Origin of the sequence: Ohtaekwangia koreensis (assembly GCF_900167975.1) — a bacterium.
Classification (GTDB): Bacteria; Bacteroidota; Bacteroidia; order Cytophagales; family Cyclobacteriaceae; genus Ohtaekwangia; species Ohtaekwangia koreensis.
In genome coordinates this window covers 36,628-54,344 of sequence record NZ_FUZU01000005.1, presented here as the reverse complement: position 1 = coordinate 54,344, position 17,717 = coordinate 36,628, and the positions used below count along the sequence as shown (strand labels likewise).

At 41.1% G+C, this 17,717-nt stretch carries 20 protein-coding genes; 2 read left to right on the top strand and 18 right to left on the bottom strand.

Annotated elements, in window-relative coordinates; genetic code table 11:
- Positions 1 to 3 precede the first annotated feature (3 nt).
- Both B5Y40_RS27455 and B5Y40_RS27450 read right to left on the bottom strand, forming a co-directional pair.
- Entirely contained in the window at positions 4 to 2,016 is a 2,013-nt protein-coding gene (locus B5Y40_RS27455; RefSeq protein WP_079690095.1) for a TonB-dependent receptor plug domain-containing protein, read from the bottom strand.
- Positions 2,017 to 2,239: 223 nt separating this feature from the next.
- Positions 2,240 to 3,847, bottom strand: a complete 1,608-nt coding sequence (locus B5Y40_RS27450; protein WP_079690094.1) for a DUF4139 domain-containing protein — start codon at positions 3,845 to 3,847, stop codon at positions 2,240 to 2,242.
- Between the two features lie 184 nt (positions 3,848 to 4,031).
- Here B5Y40_RS27450 and B5Y40_RS27445 point away from each other — a divergent pair, with 184 nt between their 5' ends.
- Complete coding sequence (locus tag B5Y40_RS27445; RefSeq protein WP_079690093.1) at positions 4,032 to 6,266, top strand: PAS domain S-box protein; 2,235 nt, start codon at positions 4,032 to 4,034, stop codon at positions 6,264 to 6,266.
- 56 nt (positions 6,267 to 6,322) lie between these two features.
- Positions 6,323 to 7,399, top strand: a complete 1,077-nt coding sequence (locus B5Y40_RS27440; protein WP_079690092.1) for an Ldh family oxidoreductase — start codon at positions 6,323 to 6,325, stop codon at positions 7,397 to 7,399.
- Here the strand turns inward: B5Y40_RS27440 and B5Y40_RS27435 are convergent.
- From B5Y40_RS27435 to rpsE, 16 genes are all read right to left on the bottom strand, one after another.
- Positions 7,396 to 7,953 carry a hypothetical protein gene (locus B5Y40_RS27435; protein WP_143785970.1) on the bottom strand — a complete coding sequence of 186 codons (558 nt, stop codon included), beginning with the start codon at positions 7,951 to 7,953 and terminating at the stop codon, positions 7,396 to 7,398. The genes B5Y40_RS27440 and B5Y40_RS27435 overlap by 4 nt on opposite strands.
- A gap of 76 nt (positions 7,954 to 8,029) precedes the next feature.
- Positions 8,030 to 8,323, bottom strand: coding sequence for an FtsB family cell division protein (locus tag B5Y40_RS27430; protein WP_079690090.1), 294 nt, complete (start codon positions 8,321 to 8,323; stop codon positions 8,030 to 8,032).
- Between the two features lie 146 nt (positions 8,324 to 8,469).
- The gene (eno, locus tag B5Y40_RS27425; protein WP_079690089.1) at positions 8,470 to 9,747 is read right to left on the bottom strand and encodes a phosphopyruvate hydratase; all 1,278 of its coding nucleotides are present in this window, start codon (positions 9,745 to 9,747) and stop codon (positions 8,470 to 8,472) included.
- Positions 9,748 to 9,791: 44 nt separating this feature from the next.
- Positions 9,792 to 10,904 carry a glutamine-hydrolyzing carbamoyl-phosphate synthase small subunit gene (gene carA / locus B5Y40_RS27420; protein WP_079690088.1) on the bottom strand — a complete coding sequence of 371 codons (1,113 nt, stop codon included), beginning with the start codon at positions 10,902 to 10,904 and terminating at the stop codon, positions 9,792 to 9,794.
- 166 nt (positions 10,905 to 11,070) lie between these two features.
- Positions 11,071 to 11,604, bottom strand: coding sequence for a 50S ribosomal protein L17 (gene rplQ, locus B5Y40_RS27415; RefSeq protein WP_079690087.1), 534 nt, complete (start codon positions 11,602 to 11,604; stop codon positions 11,071 to 11,073).
- 6 nt (positions 11,605 to 11,610) lie between these two features.
- Positions 11,611 to 12,600, bottom strand: a complete 990-nt coding sequence (locus tag B5Y40_RS27410; protein WP_079690086.1) for a DNA-directed RNA polymerase subunit alpha — start codon at positions 12,598 to 12,600, stop codon at positions 11,611 to 11,613.
- A 26-nt stretch (positions 12,601 to 12,626) separates the two neighbouring features.
- A complete protein-coding gene (gene rpsD, locus B5Y40_RS27405; protein ID WP_079690085.1) occupies positions 12,627 to 13,232 on the bottom strand; it encodes a 30S ribosomal protein S4 in 606 nt (201 codons plus the stop codon).
- A gap of 71 nt (positions 13,233 to 13,303) precedes the next feature.
- Entirely contained in the window at positions 13,304 to 13,702 is a 399-nt protein-coding gene (gene rpsK, locus B5Y40_RS27400; protein WP_079690084.1) for a 30S ribosomal protein S11, read from the bottom strand.
- 19 nt (positions 13,703 to 13,721) lie between these two features.
- The gene (gene rpsM / locus B5Y40_RS27395; RefSeq protein WP_079690083.1) at positions 13,722 to 14,102 is read right to left on the bottom strand and encodes a 30S ribosomal protein S13; all 381 of its coding nucleotides are present in this window, start codon (positions 14,100 to 14,102) and stop codon (positions 13,722 to 13,724) included.
- Positions 14,103 to 14,108: 6 nt separating this feature from the next.
- Positions 14,109 to 14,225: a type B 50S ribosomal protein L36 gene (gene ykgO, locus B5Y40_RS27390; protein ID WP_079690082.1), complete on the bottom strand. Its 117-nt coding sequence runs from the start codon at positions 14,223 to 14,225 to the stop codon at positions 14,109 to 14,111.
- A gap of 16 nt (positions 14,226 to 14,241) precedes the next feature.
- Positions 14,242 to 14,460 (bottom strand): translation initiation factor IF-1, encoded by a 219-nt coding sequence (gene infA, locus B5Y40_RS27385; RefSeq protein WP_073141607.1) that lies wholly within the window; start codon positions 14,458 to 14,460, stop codon positions 14,242 to 14,244.
- Positions 14,421 to 15,233 (bottom strand): type I methionyl aminopeptidase, encoded by an 813-nt coding sequence (gene map / locus B5Y40_RS27380; RefSeq protein WP_079690081.1) that lies wholly within the window; start codon positions 15,231 to 15,233, stop codon positions 14,421 to 14,423. The genes infA and map overlap by 40 nt, the downstream gene beginning before the upstream one ends.
- Positions 15,234 to 15,239: 6 nt before the next feature.
- Positions 15,240 to 16,556 carry a preprotein translocase subunit SecY gene (gene secY / locus B5Y40_RS27375; protein ID WP_079690080.1) on the bottom strand — a complete coding sequence of 439 codons (1,317 nt, stop codon included), beginning with the start codon at positions 16,554 to 16,556 and terminating at the stop codon, positions 15,240 to 15,242.
- Positions 16,556 to 17,002, bottom strand: a complete 447-nt coding sequence (rplO, locus tag B5Y40_RS27370) for a 50S ribosomal protein L15 (RefSeq protein ID WP_079690079.1) — start codon at positions 17,000 to 17,002, stop codon at positions 16,556 to 16,558. Before rplO ends, secY begins: the two co-directional genes overlap by 1 nt.
- Before the next feature lies 1 nt (position 17,003).
- Entirely contained in the window at positions 17,004 to 17,183 is a 180-nt protein-coding gene (gene rpmD / locus B5Y40_RS27365; RefSeq protein WP_079690078.1) for a 50S ribosomal protein L30, read from the bottom strand.
- 5 nt (positions 17,184 to 17,188) lie between these two features.
- Positions 17,189 to 17,707, bottom strand: a complete 519-nt coding sequence (rpsE, locus tag B5Y40_RS27360; RefSeq protein ID WP_079690077.1) for a 30S ribosomal protein S5 — start codon at positions 17,705 to 17,707, stop codon at positions 17,189 to 17,191.
- Positions 17,708 to 17,717 lie beyond the last annotated feature (10 nt).

The following is a 17,717-nucleotide window of genomic DNA, read 5'->3' as shown; positions in this document are numbered from 1 at the left end:
ATCTTATTTCGTGAAATTAATCTGGTACGAAAGTTTAACTACATATTCGCGGCTTCTTCCCGGTATTGGCGCATAGCCTCCGTTATACGCTTGTGGTGTAGCGGGACGTTCATTCAGTATGTCGTATACCCCAATACCACCTGTTAGACCCGGAAGGATATTCTTATAGTTAAGAAACGCATTGGTAAGTATATATGGATCCAATGCCGTACTGATTGCATTGCCTTCATCATCTACGGTTGTGTAGGCATACCGCGTGCTCGCATAAATAAAGGTAGGATTAATGGTAAGCCTTGAGGTTAAACTGAAATTGGTATTCAACGTTACTTTGTGCGAAGGAAAACCAACATATTGTTTAATGGTTTGTGAGACATTGTAAACCTCTACCGAGTTATTTTTGATTGCCTGACTAAAGGAGTAGGTCAGGTTTGCGTACCATACTTTCTGGCGTATAGTATATACAAACTCAATTCCCTTGCTCCCACTCTTTTGGGAGTTCTCGTACCATTCTTCGAATGTCTCATCCTCTCCTTGCGATCCATAGATCATAAGATTGCGTGTACTGATACTAAACGCATTTATAGCGAGCAACATTTCTGGTGTGAACTGATACCCAAGTTCAAGCTCAAACACATCAGATTTCTCTGGCTTTATTTTCCCGCCCAAGGCTATATTTATATTCTGCAGCGATGGCGCGCGAAATGCCTGACTGTATAAAACCTTAAAGTGGAAGTTTTCTATTTTCTTGGTGAGCGCCAGGCGAGGCACGAAGGCTCCGCCATAGCGATTATTCTTCTCGTAACGGAAACCGATGGTAGCATTTGCCAGACGGTGCTTGAACAATGCCTGCGCATAGAACGCATAATTTGAAAGTGTAAGCGAACGATCTCCAGTAAATGTATTCAGAACTGTTTCGTAATCGCCATGGTCGCTAAAGTAAATAGCACCAAAATTTATACTTGCCTTACGGGAAGCTTCATATTGTCCATCTACTTGTGAATATATACGCGTTGCCTGCACCTCAAAATCAGGACTTCGATTTTCTTTCGGACCGTATGTCCAGGGACGCTGCTGCATAAATTTTATCTGTGGAGTCAGCTTGAGTTTATCACTTACCTGCCAGGTATACCGCAGGTCTGTAAAAAGACTCTTAAAAGAAACGTTTACCGATGGATCGGATGTCTCAAATGCATCGTACATGGCACGGAAAGAAACGCCCTTATATTTTAATCCCAAATTTATATTTATTGGATCTGCCTGCGATACATTTGACAAATCCTGATCGGTATAGTCTGAATTTCCATTGTAAGAATTCTGTATAGGATCAGTGTGATGTTTGGCATCACTTACAATTCCTGATCCTTTAAAGGCTGAAAGATCCCACGAGAATATATCTGATTTTTGAGCGGCCATAACACCGGCATTCGCGCGACCTACCGCATCGGCATGAAAACCTCCTGTGCCATATACTATAACACCATCCAGGCTCTCGGCTGCTTTCGTAATGATATTGATTACACCATATTCTGCGGAGCCTCCATATATAGCGGATCCCGGTCCACGGATAATTTCAATTCTTTCTACAGCATCTATTGGAAAACGATTGCCAACAGCAACGGATTGGTATAGCAGATCGTTGAACGGCTGGCCATCGAGCATCACGAGTACTTTACCTTCATTTGCCCAGCTACCACGAAGACCGATGCCCATTACAAATTGAAGATCCTGCATCACATCAAAACCGGGTACAAGACGAAGCACGTCAATCATGTCGCGCGCGCCACTGTTTTGAATTTCCTCTGCCGTAATGATGCTGAGGATGCCGGGCGTTTCTCGAGACGAAAGTTTCTGCGATGAAACCGTTACGTTTTTATTAAGGATTTTTTGCAGATCACTCTCCTGGGTGAAAGCATTGAGGTTGAGAAGTGAATCAAGATCTTGAGCAGGGAGATAAGAGCATGAAAAACTAAACAGAAGCACAGCGGTGTACCTCCGTTGCATACAGGTAAAATTCATATAGGTTAGTATTCTCTTAAAAGGCCAAAATAGTTTACAGAATTTGGCCTTCAATTCATTTACGCTTAAAAATCAATCACACAGTCCTTTCATCATCCCAAATTAAAACTATTTTTTTATATATGGAACGAAAAGGTTTATATATACCTAAAAACAAAATCGGGTAACAACTTCTTAGCGAAATTGCTACCCGACATATGTGATATAGTATTAAAGTAACAGCTTATAATGCAGGGATAATCTTGCCTTTCGGATATTTAACATCGAATTTATAAACCACTTTCCGCGTCTCGTTTGGCTGCACAGTCATCTCCCAAATAAGTTTACCGGTTTCTTGAGTATAATTCGCATTGTTAAGTTCTGTAGCGGTCACTTCGATCTGGGTGTTTTGTGAAACGGGCACCTGATCTTCCACTATAATTTTTATAGCTTCTGTCTTCGCGTTACGCACCGAGATCGCGTATGCATAACTATCCGATTGTTTAGAACCTATAGCTTTACGCGAACTGAAGTCCTTCAATTTCTCACGCTTTACAACAATCCGTTTATCTCTTCCCAGAGAGATAGAAAGTGTATCCTTAATGTTATTCGGATCGATGAATGTTTTCGTTACAAATGTACCCTCAAAAAAAACGTTGGCTTCTCCGGGCAGCAAGCTCAGTTCCTCCCAGCCAACAATGCGCGCCATTAAGAAAGCATCTGCATCAAGCTTGGGAGCAACGGAGTATAGGTAATCGGATTTTAACTCCTGCTTACGGATGTCTACCAATGTTGGTTTATTGGATGAACTTACCGTATAGGGCAAAGCTATATCAAATACCGTATTCAAAGAAGTTTGTACTGTACTTACAAAATCAGCAGTTGTTTCAGCGGGAGGCTCCATGGCGTCTTCTTCTTTATCCATGGCCATAGCGGGTGCCGCTGATTTAATTCTAACACCACTTGCCTTTCCTTGCAGCCCCCTATATATAGGCTGATCAAAGTCGAGATACCACGCATATAGCTCCGGTTTTAATCCACCTTGATTGGGATTCGCTGTTGATAACTTCAGCTTTACGTTTTTCCATTCTTCTCCAGTGCTCTGGTATACATTTGCTTTGTAATTCAGTTGCACGGGAGCTTTTGTATTGAGTGCCCGCAGATCGTACAGCGGTTGCCAACCGGCATTTGCCACTATATAATTTACATCCAGCTGAACCGTGGCAGGAGCATCGGCCGAGATGCTCACTACAATCTCACTTGTATTACGGGTATATAATTCGTTCTGTGTCTGAATCTGTTGTTGCACTTTGGTCAACCGTTCGTTTATCTTTTTTATTTTATCATCATGCTTCATTCTGGCGATGACAATTTCACCTAATCGTGTGCGGTAAAAATCCGCCATACCCTTTAACTCGGCAACGGTTAAATTTTGATTAGTGCCACCTATCTTCTGATTACTCAAAAGCATTTGTTCTTCTTTATTCAATATCTCCTTCTGACTTTGTTCTATCAAAAGTTGTTTCTGAAAAAATTCTACAGAGTCTTTTAATATGCGAAGCGACCTCGGTGTATTCAATTCACTCAAATAGTTTTGCTGATGCGTAATACCGAGTATTATAAAATTGCCTTTGCCTGCAACCTGTATACTTTGCTGATCAAGTTGGGAGGTGAGGCCTGTAATTATTAAATCAGTTTTACCCGCTTCCACCTGGGTTCTTACTTCGCGTTCAATCTGCGCTCTGCTAAGAAATACAGTTACATGGTTGATCTTGGAGTCAACAGTTTTTTGTTTTTGTGCTATTACCGGAGAACTCAATAACAGCAGAAAACATATCATCGCTTTATTCATATCAGGATTGATTTTTTAGTAAGATGTATGTGGGATCGTTTTTCCATACGTGTAGTCCGATTTTTTTATTCATACGTATTTCAGTGTATAATCTGACCACAAAAAGGAAAAAATAAGCAGGAAATCGCTACTTTTCTACGCTACAAGCCCATTTACTCCGAACGGTGTATTTAAAGTTATCCAAATGTTTAAAAAATCGGGGCAGTCATTAAAAATTACGTTGATCTATTTAACAGTAGGCATCGCGTGGATTTATGGTAGTACAATTCTATTGGACTCATACTTAAATACAGCATCAGAGCAAAAGATGAGTTTATTACAGGCAGTTGTTCGCCTTTCTTTCCTGATTTTTTCCGCCTTTCTACTATATATACTCATCAATAATTTAAGTATACAGCTTCATAAAAAAATATCCGATTATGAAAAGTTATTTATGAAGAATCCCAATCCGATGTGGGTATATGACATTGATACACTTTCATTTTTAGCTGTAAACGAAGCGGCTATACGTGAATATGGCTATACCGAAAAAGAGTTCCTCTCGCGTACGATTCGCGACATCCGACCTGCCGAAGATATTCCCAAACTTGAGCAAGCCGTTCTGAATATCCCCAGGGGTATATATACTTCGGGGACGTGGCGACATGTTCGAAAAAATGGTGAGATGATCTGGGTCGAGATCACATCGTATGCTATGGACTGGAACGGGAAGAATGCAGAGTTGATCCTGTCGCACAATGTAACAGCGCGTGTAAAATTTGAACAGCAACTTCACGAATTGAATACTACACTTGAAAATAAAATAAACGAAAGAACGCGCCAGCTGGATGATGCGAACCGTGACCTTGTAAGTACCAATGAAGAGCTTGTCACTACAAACGAAGAATTACTTTCAACAAATGATCAGCTCTCTGCGGCTCAAGAGAAAATTCAGGAGCAGGCCAATGCGCTCGTCAGCCAAAGCCAGGAAAAACTACACAGTATACTCAGCACCTTAAAAGACATGGTGTGGTCTGCAAAATTTGTAGGGCAGAAAGAAATACAGATAGATTTTGTCAACAATGCTGCGGAAGAAATTTTCGGCTACTCGTCACGTGAGTTCTATGAAAACAACAAGCTGCTAAATGAAACCATGATCGATGATAATCCGGAAGCAACGATAGAGGATATGCATAAGCAACTGCTTAAAAAATCCTACACAGAAATTGAGCATCGTATTATCAGCAAGCAGCGAAAACAAAAGTGGGTTACCAGCAGAATTTGGATGACCAAAGACTATACCGGTATGCCTATACGACTAGATGGTATAATAACAGATATAACTTCCCGAAAGCAAGCCGAGCTTGAATTAATCCGGCAGAAAGAAGCACTGCAACGGCTCATCGATAACTTACCACTTGTCATTGTGCTGTTTGATATCCACGGAAGAATCAAATTTATTAATAAATATTGGGAGAGTACGTTGCAGCGCCCTATGAAAGACGTAGCCGACAAATATATATTGAAAGAGCTTTTTCCGGATGATCAACAACAACAGGAAGCGATCGAGTTTATTCAGTTGCATGACGGCAGATGGCGTGACTTTAAAATCACCACTCCTTCCGGCAATGTATTGGACATGAGCTGGTGCATGATTCAATTGTCTGATAATTCTATCATTGGTATAGGACAGGATGTGAGCTTGCGTAAGAAGCAAGAGGAAGAACGAACCAGGATTCTTCAACAACTAGTGATGCACAATAATGACCTTCTTCAATTTTCATTTATAGCATCGCACAACCTTCGCGGGCCGGTGGCCACTATATTAGGTCTCGCGCAATTGATCAAATTACAGCCTATAGAAAATGAAGCACTCAATACATTATTGAATCACCTTTTTACTTCGGTAACAAAACTCAATGAAGTAATTCACGACTTAACAAAAATTCTTGAGATCCGAAGCGATCACTCGCAGTCTAAACAATGGCTCGATATAGGTGAACTCTTCAACACTATAAAAGAAACGCTTGCGCTGCAGCTAACAAGTCAAGACATTGAAGTAGTAACTGACTTCACTGCGTGCACACATTTTTTCTCAATTAAAAGTTACTTCTATAGTATTCTCTACAATCTTATTTCCAATGCTATAAAATACAGATCTCCCGGCAGGAGCGCTGTTATTGAACTTAAAACTTTTCAAACCAGCACACACGTTGGGTTTCTTGTACGCGATAATGGTATAGGAATAGATCTTGAACAATTCAGCAATAAATTATTTACACTATACCAGCGTTTTCATCTGGAAGTAGAAGGTAAAGGACTCGGTCTTTACCTTGTGAAAACACAAATAAATGCACTGAACGGAACGATCGATGTAACCAGCACGCCAGGAGAAGGCACCATGTTTACGGTTAGTTTTCCTATATCTTCGGCAGTATAAGATTAGGTATACTGATATTTCAGGAAGACCTATATATTTGTCCCTATCAATTTATTATGGACAAGATTTATTCATTCGCCTCCCTGCAAAATTTCACGTTGGATGTTTTCAGGCACATCGGTTGCCCGGAAAAGGAAGCAACGCTTGCTACGGAGGTATTGCTCAACGCGGACTTACGTGGTATTGATTCTCATGGTATAGCACGTCTCTCTGGTTACGTGCGGCTGTGGGAAGCAAAGCGAGTGAATGCAAAACCGAACGTGCGCATTGTGCATGAGTCGCCCAGCACAGCCGTAGTAGATGGTGATAGTGGATTAGGATTGGTTGTGGCACCCAAAGCTATGGATATCGCAATTGAAAAAGCAAAAATTGCTGGCACGGGTTGGGTTGCTGTTAAGAACTCCAATCACTTTGGTATAGCCGGGCACCACGCGATGATGGCCTTGCCACACGATATGATTGGCATAGCGATGACTAATGCGAGTCCATTGGTAGCTCCTACATTTTCAATTGAGCGATTACTCGGAACGAACCCTATAGCGGTTGCTATACCTGCCAATCGACAACCTCCTTTTATTGCCGACTTTGCTACTACCACTGCCGCGAATGGCAAGCTTGAAATCCTTCAACGAAAAAATCTGAATGCTCCTATAGGATGGATACAAACTAAAGATGGCAAACCCTCTACAGATCCCAATGAAGCCAAGAGTGGTGGTGCACTTATTCCTTTAGGAAGCGACCGCGAACATGGAAGTCATAAAGGATATTGCCTAGGAGCATGGGTAGATATATTCTCTGCTGTTCTCTCCGGTGCGAACTATGGACCGTGGGTTCCGCCTTTTGTTGCGTTCTTAAATCCTCCAAGTGATCCTGTTGGCGAAGGTATAGGTCACTTCTTCGGAGCAATGCGCGTTGATGCATTTCGTCCTGCTGATGAATTCAAACAGCATATGGACAACTGGATTAATCGTTTCCGTTCTGCTAAAACTATAGAAGGACAAGAACGTGTATTGATACCAGGTGATCCTGAAAGAGAAATGAGTGCACAACGATTAAAAGAAGGTATACCTCTTAATCACAAGGTTGTCGAAGACCTGCAGCAACTGGGTGCTAAACTTGGTGTAGCTTTCTAAAAGCCGGCTGTTACACCTACACGTAACACAAGCGGGCTATCATAGGGAGTTACTTCATTTATTCCGGCTGCTCTATAACTAAAATTGTAGAGTGCTATAGCATAGAATCCTGCACGTCTTCCAAGGGGTTGAAATATACCACCTCCGGCTAAAAAGCTATTGTACTGTTTCCGTATACTCTCACTTGTTGAGATTGGAAACTCATAATTCAAATATTCGTATTCAGCTTGTATAAAAAAGGGACTATATATATTGTATCGGACAAAAGGACTTATACCGTAATCATTCGTAGAAATCTTGGGGGTAATTTGCTTATAACGAGTATAACGATATTGTACCTGAACTCCTGCCGCCAACTTAGGAGTTATTTTATAACCAATGAGCGGTGACACTGAAACGAAATCATTATAGCTTGAAAAGCTAAGTCCAAATCCTCCGCCTGTAAAAATTCTTTCGCGCAGCGTAGGTTCATCGCTCATTTCTTCTTCTCCCCATTGCGCCATAGCAAACGTACATAGCGACAAGGCAATCAAGGTTAATAGAGTCTTTTTCATGTTATGCAGACATTAGTCGGTTTATACTAAGACAGATAAAATAAGACTTCCCCCTATTGCAACGGGTATCAATACTTCAGTCTTTTTTCTCGACAATAAAGATGTCTTCCGTCTCTTTCTTCATCAAGTACTTCTCACGGGCAAACTTTTCGATTGATTCTTTATCCCCAAAAAGTTCGTCTCTGTCTTTCTCCACCTCTTTGATTTTCTCTTCGTAATATTCTTTTTCATTCTCCAATGAACGAAGCTTGGCCCCTAACTGAAATCGTGCGATCAGGTTATTGGGATCTAGCAGCAGCATCCAAAGAAAAAATACAATGGCTGTCAGAACATAAAAGTTACGAAACGGCTTTGGTAATTTATTCAGCATACGAGTTCAAAAAAGTGATACTAAGATAGATAAAAAGTTATTGTTTTTCGCAAGCCTATATCGGGTCTGTAAGTGTGATCTGACTTTTTTAGAAACGAAAAAAGCCAGAGCGTGTTGCTCTGGCTTTCGTTATTGATACTATATAATTAGAATTTTCTTCCAGGGAAGTAAGCTACTTCGCCCAATTCTTCTTCAATACGGATCAATTGATTGTATTTCGCCATCCGGTCAGAACGTGAAGCTGAACCCGTTTTGATTTGTCCTGTGTTAAGCGCAACAGCAAGATCAGCAATTGTGCTATCTTCTGTTTCACCTGAACGGTGAGACATAACGCTCTTATAAGAATTGCGTTTTGCAAGGTTAACAGCAGCGATAGTTTCAGTCAAAGAACCGATTTGATTTACTTTAACCAGGATAGAGTTTGCTACACCTTTATCTATACCATCTTGCAGACGATTAACGTTCGTTACAAACAAATCGTCTCCAACAAGCTGAACCTTCTTACCGATCTTATCAGTCTGACCTTTCCATCCAGTCCAGTCATCTTCTGCCATACCATCTTCAATAGAAATGATCGGATATTTAGCAGCCCATGCAGCCCAATAATCAACCATCTCCGCAGAGCTTAATTTCTTACCATCTGATTTTTTGAAAGTATATGTATTCGTTGCTGCATCGTAAAACTCCGAGCTCGCTGCATCAATCGCGATGAATATATCTTCGCCTGGTTTGAAGCCTGCTTTCTCAATTGCCTTTAATACAACTTCGATAGCTTCTTCATTCGATCTGATGTTAGGAGCGAAACCACCTTCGTCACCAACGTTCGTAGAAAGACCTTGATCGTGCAAAACTTTTTTCAAAGTATGGAATACTTCAGTTCCCATTCTTAACGCTTCGGAGAATGTATCAGCCTTTACAGGCATTACCATGAACTCCTGAAAGTCGATAGAGTTATCAGCATGGCTACCACCGTTCAAGATGTTCATCATTGGAACCGGTAAAGTATTTGCGCTTACCCCACCTATATAGCGATACAAAGGTAAACCTGCTTCAGCTGCTGCTGCTTTCGCTATAGCAAGTGATGTACCCAGGATTGCGTTTGCACCTAAGTTACCTTTATTAGGAGTACCATCGAGCTCAAGCATGATCTTGTCCAACAGGTTCTGATCAAATACATCAAAGCCTATAATTTCGGAAGCAATCTTTGTATTAACATTTTCAACTGCTTTCAAAACACCTTTCCCAACATATACTTTCTTGTCGCCATCGCGAAGCTCAACCGCTTCGTGAGTTCCGGTTGAAGCACCTGATGGAACTGCCGCGCGTCCGAAGGCACCAGATTCAGTTACCACATCAACTTCAACAGTAGGATTACCTCGGCTGTCAAGAATCTGCCGGGCATGAATGCTTTCAATTAAGCTCATAGTTATTTTAGATTTATGGATTGTAGATTTTAAAGATTGTCAGATTACGAAACCGTTGAAGGATCTTTTACTTCTGATTTTATCATCGTTACAAAGTCATCGAAAAGGTATCGCGAGTCATGTGGTCCTGGTGAAGCTTCAGGGTGATACTGCACGGAGAAAGCCTTCTTATCTTTTCTCCGTATACCCATGATGGTGCTGTCATTCAAATGAACGTGAGTCACCTCTACATTTGGATTTTTATCTATATCCTTTTCGCTCACCGCGAAGCCATGATTCTGTGAAGTCATTTCACCCTTGCCTGTCACAAGATTTTTCACCGGATGATTTAATCCGCGATGTCCGTGGTGCATTTTATAGGTTGAGACACCCGATGCAAGTGCCAGCAATTGATGACCGAGGCAAATTCCAAACACAGGTTTCTCAGACTCTAATGTTTGCTTTACTGTTTTTATGGCATAGTCCATAGCAGATGGATCGCCAGGGCCATTCGAAATAAAATATCCGTCAGGTTTCCAAGAGGACATCTCTTCGAAGGTTGTCTTCGCAGGAAATACCTTGCAGTAACAACCTCTTTCCGCCAGGTTCTCCACAATACTTTTCTTAATACCAAGATCGAGAACAGCTATCTTGATCGAAGCATCTTTATCTCCCACAAAATATGCTTCCTTCGTTGTTACGCGAGACGAAAGTTCCAAACCATCCATCGAAGGAATCTTCTTTAGTTCTTGCATCAACTGATCAGGAGATAGCTCGGAAGATATAATTGCATTCATTGCTCCTTTACTTCGCAGGTAGCGAACCAACATGCGCGTGTCTACATCCGCTATACCCACGATTCCCGTTGTTTCAAGATAACTTTGCAAGCTCTCCTTTGCAGACTTACGGCTGAATTCCTTAGCGAAATCATTCACCACTAATCCGGCAATTTGAGCCTGAGAAGATTCCTGCTCTTCATCCAGCGCGCCATAGTTGCCAATATGTGACGTTGTGTTTACAATGATCTGTCCATAATACGATGGGTCGGTATATATTTCCTGATAACCAGTCATACCTGTATTAAAACAGATTTCCCCACCAGAGGTACCAATTTTTCCGATGGCCGTACCTTCCACCAGAAGGCCGTCCTCAAGAAGTAGATAAGCTTTTTTCTGCATTGCGGTGACAAAAATACGTTAGAAATTGAGGATTAAAATAGAAAATCGTTTTTGCAATGTCTGTTCGTTAAAAATTTAGCCATTACAAATGTAAACTCACTGCCAATCGGGCAAAAAAAAAGGATTGAACTTTCATTCAATCCTTTATATAGAATATTCTTTAACACTATTCTTTGTCCTTTTTAGGAGACGATTTTCTTGGTTTCTTTTCTGCTTTCACTTCTGCTACAGGAGTTTCTGAAGTTTCTGCTGAAGTTGTTTCAGTGCCTTCTTTCTTACCACCTCTACGGCTTCTGCGTGTCTTTGCCTTCTTCACAGCACCATCTTTCGTATAAAGAGTGTTGAAGTCAACCAATTCAATGAGACACATTTCAGCATTGTCACCAACACGAGTGTCAGCCAACTTAATGATGCGTGTGTAACCACCTGGACGCTCAGCTATTTTACCAGCAACTTCTCCAAATAATGTCTTCACAGACTCTTTATTCTGAAGGTATGAAAACACAGTTCTTCTTGAGTGTGTTGTATCATCCTTAGCCTTTGTAATCAACGGCTCCACATATTTTCTAAGCGCCTTAGCTTTAGCTACAGTCGTTGTAATCCGTTTATTAAGGATCAACGATGAAGCCATATTCGAAAGCAAAGCTTCGCGGTGTGCTGTTTTCCTGCCTAAATGGTTAACTTTCTTACCGTGTCTCATGATTTCTTAATCCTCATCTAATTTATACTTACCGAGATCCATACCAAACGTAAGATTCTTCTCAGCAACAAGTTGTTCTAATTCAGCAAGTGATTTTTTACCGAAGTTTCTGAACTTCATCATGTCAGAAATTTCAAGCTCAACAAGGTCACCCAATGTTTTAACATCAGCAGCCTTCAAGCAGTTGTATGCACGCACCGACAGGTCAAGATCATGAAGAGGGGTCTTCAAAAGCTTACGCATATGAAGCATTTCTTCGTCTACCTGTTCTACTTCTGCATCCTTGCCTGTTTCAAGTTCCATTGACTTGTCTGAGAACAGCGCAAAGTGTTTAATCAGAATATATGCAGCTCCTTCGAGAGCTTTTTCAGGATGGATTGAACCATCTGTTTCAATGTCTACTACAAGTTTCTCGTAGTCAGTCTTCTGTTCAACACGAGTGTTTTCTACGCTATACTTTACATTTTTAATAGGTGTAAAGATCGCATCGATCGGAATGAATCCGAATACTTGCTCGGTTGGTTTATTCTCTTCTGCAGGAAGATATCCTCTGCCCTTTTCAATCGTCAATTCAATTTCGAACTGAGCTGACTCATCCAAGTTACAGATTACATGCTCAGGATTTAAAATTTCAAAAGCAGAAGTAAACTTAGCTATATCGCCAGCTTTAAATTGCTTCTGTTTCTTGATATTAACTGTGATCTTATTATCGAAATTATCAGCTATTTTTCTAAAGCGAACCATTTTAAGGTTCAGGATTATCTCCGCTACATCTTCTACTACACCCTCTATGGTCGAGAACTCGTGCAGCACACCAGGCACTTTAATACCTGTGATTGCATAACCTTCCAGGGAGGATAACAGAATTCTTCTCAGCGCATTGCCAATCGTAACTCCATATCCTTTTTCCAGAGGCTTGAATGTAAACAGTCCGTGAAAATCATCAGACTTTTCCATTACAACCTTCTCTGGCATTTGAAATGCTAATATTGACATAGTCTTTGTTTGATTAACTGTTACTATTACTTCGAGTACAATTCAACGATCAGCTGTTCGTTGATGTTTTCAGGGATATCCTCACGTGGAGGTAAGTTAATGATCTTTCCAACCAATTCACTGTTATCCCACTCTAACCAGTTGTATTTTTTAGAGCTCTGTATAGAAAGGCTATTTGTAACTACTTCTAAAGACTTAGAACGTTCGCGTACACCAACCAAATCACCAGGTTTTAAAGAGAATGAAGGTATATTAACCACGTCTCCATTTACCAAGATATGTTTGTGTAACACTAATTGACGAGCAGCTCTTCTAGTTGGAGCTACGCCCAAACGATATACAGTATTATCCAACCGAGATTCAAGCAATTGAAGTAGAACCTCACCAGTAACACCTTTTTTACGGGTAGCCGTATCGAATAATTTTGCGAATTGTCTCTCAAGTAATCCGTAGATATACTTCGCTTTCTGCTTTTCAGCAAGCTGCGTTGCATACTCAGATTGCTTACGTTTTTTCCCTCGACCATGCTGACCAGGAGCATAGTTTTTCTTTTGCAGAGCCTTATTATCACCTAAGATCGGCTCATTGAAACGTCTTGATATTCTTACTTTTGGGCCTGTATATCGTGCCATTCTATTCTAATTTTTAAATTTTAGATATCGGATTTGATTTAACACAAATCCGATATCTTCAATTGTCTTTATTAAACTCTTCTTTTCTTAGGAGGACGGCAACCGTTGTGCGGAAGCGGAGTTACATCGCGGATTGCAGTGATTTCGATTCCAGAGTTCTGAATTGTGCGGATCGCAGATTCACGACCAGCTCCAGGACCTTTTACGAAAACTTCTACTTTACGCAAACCAAGTTCGAAGGCTTTTGTAGCACAATCCTGAGCTGCGGTTTGAGCAGCATATGGAGTGTTCTTCTTTGAACCTTTAAAGCCCATTTTACCAGCAGATGCCCAAGAAATTACTTGACCAGTTGAGTTGGTAACGGAGATGATGATGTTATTGAAAGTAGCACGGATATGTACATGGCCTACAGCCTCAACATTCACGACTCTCTTCTTTGCTTTATCTTTTCTCTTTTCAGCGGTTGCCATTATTGAAAAGTTTATCTAATTAACCTTTAGTTGCTTTTTTCTTATTCGCTACCGTCTTACGCTTACCCTTACGAGTACGTGCGTTATTCTTCGTAGTCTGACCGCGAACGGGAAGACCTTTACGGTGACGAAGACCACGGTAACATCCGATATCCATCAGACGCTTGATGCTAAGCTGAATCTCAGACTTAAGAGCACCCTCTATTCTGAACTTCTCGGCAATAATTCCGCGAATCGTATTCGATTCTTCATCATTCCAGTCCTTTACTTTTCTACTCCAGTCTACACTGGCTTCAGTAAGGATATTTTGGGCTGACCTACGGCCAATACCAAAAATGTAAGTAAGGCTAATTTCGCCTCGCTTGTTATCAGGAATATCTACACCTGCTATACGTGCCATAGTCTGTTACCCTTGTCTTTGTTTATACCTAGGATTTTTCTTGTTAATCACATACAGTTTGCCCTTGCGTCTGATGATCTTACAGTCAGCGCTACGCTTCTTTATGGATGCTTTAACTTTCATGTCTTTGTCTATCTATCTACTTGTATCTAAATACAATTCTACCTTTTGTTAAATCATAAGGTGACATTTCCAAACGGACTCTGTCTCCCGGTAAGATCCGGATATAGTGCATGCGCATCTTCCCGGAAATATGGGCCAATACCTCGTGCCCGTTTTCTAACTGTACCCGAAACATCGCATTCGACAACGCTTCGCTTATAGTACCATCTTGCTCAATTGACTTTTGTTTCGCCACTTATACGTATAATTTTCTTCTATATACTTGTGCGTTGTCAATATCTCAGTTCTGTCTTCATGCACAGCCACAGTGTGTTCAAAGTGTGCCGAAGGTTTTTTATCTGAGGTTCGGATGGTCCAGCCATCCCGTTCCTGCACTACATTTTTTGTTCCCTGGTTAATCATGGGTTCTATTGCAAACACCATCCCAGCTACTATTTTTATCCCTTTCCCCCGCTTACCGTAGTTTGGAACCTCTGGATCTTCGTGAAGTTTTTTTCCAACTCCATGTCCTACCAACTCTCTCACCACTCCGTATCCAAAGCTTTCAACATAACTTTGAATTGCATAAGCTACATCACCTATTCTATTCCCTGCCTTCGCTTGATCGATTCCCCTATGCAGAGAATCATACGTGCGCTCCAGCAGAAGTAAAGTCTCTTTTCCTACTGCCTCCAAAGGATATGTGTAGGCTGAGTCACTGTGATAACCTTTATAGTATACTCCGCAATCAACGGAAATTATATCTTTTTCACGCAACTCATAGTTACCTGGAAAACCATGCACTACAACCTCATTAACTGAGATGCAGAGCGAAGCAGGGAATCCATTATAGTTTTTAAACGATGGAGATCCACCATTATCCCTGATAAAATCCTCGGCAACTTTGTCCAAGGTTGAAGTTCTGACGCCCGGCTTGATAAGTTTGGCTACTTCACCGTGAGCTTTCCCAAGTATTAAGGAGCCTTCACGGATAATGTTCAGTTCTTCTTCCGTCTTTAAATGGACCATTCGGTTTTAGGCCGCAGCAAATTGAGAACGCCCCTTCACTCTTCCAGTCTTCATCATACCTTCATAGTGTCTCATCAGTAAGTAACTCTCTATCTGCTGGAGTGTGTCTAACACAACACCAACCAAAATCAACAAAGATGTACCACCGTAAAACTGTGCGAAGTTCTGACCAATTCCTGCTTTCACTGCGAATGCTGGAAGCACTGCAATTGCGGCAAGAAATATTGCTCCTGGTAATGTGATTCGTGACAACACGGTATCTATAAATTCAGCTGTTTGTTTTCCTGGTTTAACTCCCGGAACAAAACCACCATTTCTTTTTAAGTTATCAGCTATATCATTTGAGTTAATGGTTATCGCTGTATAAAAGAATGTAAAAATCAAAATCATGCTCGCAAACAATACACTGTACTGCCATGAATACGGATCTGAGAAAGTCGATCCAATGTATGCCCCTAAGTCACTGTCATTCCATATGCCAGCCAGCAAAGCTGGAATAAACATTAAGGCCTGAGCAAAGATGATTGGCATAACTCCTGCAGAATTTAACTTCAATGGAATGAAGTCACGTTTTCCACCATACAGTTTATTTCCAATTACTTGTTTAGCGTACTGAATTGGAATTCTGCGAGTTGCTTGGGTTAAAGCTATTACAGCCACCACTATACCAAAGAGAGCAAAAATTTCAATTATAAAGAAAATCGCCTTTCCGGGAAATTTATCCGTAACCTCAGAAACCAACGCTAACGGCAATCTGGATACTATGCCAATCATAATCAACATAGAGATACCGTTACCTATACCTTTATCAGTAATACGCTCGCCCAACCACATACAGAACATAGTTCCTGCAATAATCAGTACAAGAGATGTTACATAGAACATTGTACCTGGAGTTGTAATAACCGCAGGGTCTATAGTACCTTTCAAGTAACTATACCCTTGGAACACTGTTATTATTATTGTCAGTACACGTGTTAACTGATTAAGTCTTTTACGGCCAGACTCACCTTCTTTTTGCAGCTTCTGGAAATACGGAACAGCAAATGTCAAGAGCTGTACAATGATCGAAGCTGAAATGTAGGGCATAATTCCAAGCGCAAATATCGATGCGTTGTTAAATGCCCCTCCCAAGAATGTATTGAGGTATCCTAAGATACCACTAGTATTCCTACTGGGATCCAACAAGTTTGGATCAATGCCAGGCAATACAATAAAAGACCCGAGTCTGAAAATCACCAGAAATCCAATTGTATTAAGGATCCTGACTCTCAGGTCTTCAATTGAAAAAATGTTCTTTATGGTTTGAAAGAATCGCTTCATTACTTAACCGTTGTGGCTGTTCCACCTACTTTTTCAATCGACTGCGTAGCAGATGTAGAGAACGCATGCGCCTCAACACTTACTTTAGCTTTTAATTCGCCTCTTCCCAACACCTTCACTTTATCATTCTTACCGACAACACCGTTCTCTACCAATACTTGAAGAGTCAGTGAGTTAGTTTTTATCTTCTCCGCTAACCCTTCCAAGATGTCAAGGTTAACAGCTTTGAAATATTCCTTATTGTTATTCTTAAAACCGAATTTTGGAACGCGGCGCTGCAGTGGCATTTGACCACCTTCAAAACCAGCTTTCTTAGCGTAACCTGATCTAGACTGGGCACCTTTGTGACCACGTCCAGCCGTACTACCACCAGAGCCCTGACCACGACCGAGTCTCTTGTTAGTTTTTGTAGAACCTTCTGCAGGCTTAAGTGTATGCAACTTCATCTTACAATTCTTTTACGGTGATCAAATGATTCACTTTTGAAATCATGCCAGCAATCTGTGGAGTCAATTCCACCTCTACTGATTTATTGATTCTTCCAAGACCCAACGCCTTTATAGTACGTTGTTGTGTTTCAGGTCTTTTAATCATGCTTCGGGTTTGGATGATTTTTACTTTCGCCATGACGCTTAGCCGTTAAATACCTTCGATAATGAAACTCCTCTATTCTTCGCCACTGTATAAGCATCACGCATGCTTGTGAGCGCCTTAAAAGTCGCCTTAACCACGTTGTGTGGATTAGAAGATCCTTTTGATTTCGCCAATACATTATGCACACCGGCACTTTCCAATACCGCGCGCATTGCACCACCGGCGATAACACCTGTTCCAGGTGAAGCTGGTTTCAATAACACAAAACCACCCCCGAACTTACCAAGCGATTCGTGCGGAACAGTTCCTTTAATAATAGGAACCTTAACCAGGTGTTTCTTGGCATCGTCAATACCTTTAGTGATAGCGTCTGTTACTTCGTTGGCTTTGCCGAGTCCGTAACCTACTACTCCATTTCCATCACCCACTACAACGATCGCTGCAAAGCTAAATCTACGACCACCTTTCACCACCTTTGCAACACGCTCAATGGCTACTACGCGTTCTTTCAGATCGATTTCGCTGGCTTTTACTGTGCTAATATTGCTTACTGACATATTTCAGTTC

Coding starts and splice junctions, on each gene's coding strand:
- B5Y40_RS27455 (WP_079690095.1), bottom strand. CDS start 2,016: ATGAATTTTACCTGTATGCAACGGAGGTACACCGCTGTGCTTCTGTTT.
- B5Y40_RS27450 (WP_079690094.1), bottom strand. CDS start 3,847: ATGAATAAAGCGATGATATGTTTTCTGCTGTTATTGAGTTCTCCGGTA.
- B5Y40_RS27445 (WP_079690093.1), top strand. CDS start 4,032: ATGTTTAAAAAATCGGGGCAGTCATTAAAAATTACGTTGATCTATTTA.
- B5Y40_RS27440 (WP_079690092.1), top strand. CDS start 6,323: ATGGACAAGATTTATTCATTCGCCTCCCTGCAAAATTTCACGTTGGAT.
- B5Y40_RS27435 (WP_143785970.1), bottom strand. CDS start 7,953: ATGAAAAAGACTCTATTAACCTTGATTGCCTTGTCGCTATGTACGTTT.
- B5Y40_RS27430 (WP_079690090.1), bottom strand. CDS start 8,323: ATGCTGAATAAATTACCAAAGCCGTTTCGTAACTTTTATGTTCTGACA.
- eno (WP_079690089.1), bottom strand. CDS start 9,747: ATGAGCTTAATTGAAAGCATTCATGCCCGGCAGATTCTTGACAGCCGA.
- carA (WP_079690088.1), bottom strand. CDS start 10,904: ATGCAGAAAAAAGCTTATCTACTTCTTGAGGACGGCCTTCTGGTGGAA.
- rplQ (WP_079690087.1), bottom strand. CDS start 11,604: ATGAGACACGGTAAGAAAGTTAACCATTTAGGCAGGAAAACAGCACAC.
- B5Y40_RS27410 (WP_079690086.1), bottom strand. CDS start 12,600: ATGTCAATATTAGCATTTCAAATGCCAGAGAAGGTTGTAATGGAAAAG.
- rpsD (WP_079690085.1), bottom strand. CDS start 13,232: ATGGCACGATATACAGGCCCAAAAGTAAGAATATCAAGACGTTTCAAT.
- rpsK (WP_079690084.1), bottom strand. CDS start 13,702: ATGGCAACCGCTGAAAAGAGAAAAGATAAAGCAAAGAAGAGAGTCGTG.
- rpsM (WP_079690083.1), bottom strand. CDS start 14,102: ATGGCACGTATAGCAGGTGTAGATATTCCTGATAACAAGCGAGGCGAA.
- ykgO (WP_079690082.1), bottom strand. CDS start 14,225: ATGAAAGTTAAAGCATCCATAAAGAAGCGTAGCGCTGACTGTAAGATC.
- map (WP_079690081.1), bottom strand. CDS start 15,233: ATGGTCCATTTAAAGACGGAAGAAGAACTGAACATTATCCGTGAAGGC.
- secY (WP_079690080.1), bottom strand. CDS start 16,556: ATGAAGCGATTCTTTCAAACCATAAAGAACATTTTTTCAATTGAAGAC.
- rplO (WP_079690079.1), bottom strand. CDS start 17,002: ATGAAGTTGCATACACTTAAGCCTGCAGAAGGTTCTACAAAAACTAAC.
- rpmD (WP_079690078.1), bottom strand. CDS start 17,183: ATGGCGAAAGTAAAAATCATCCAAACCCGAAGCATGATTAAAAGACCT.
- rpsE (WP_079690077.1), bottom strand. CDS start 17,707: ATGTCAGTAAGCAATATTAGCACAGTAAAAGCCAGCGAAATCGATCTG.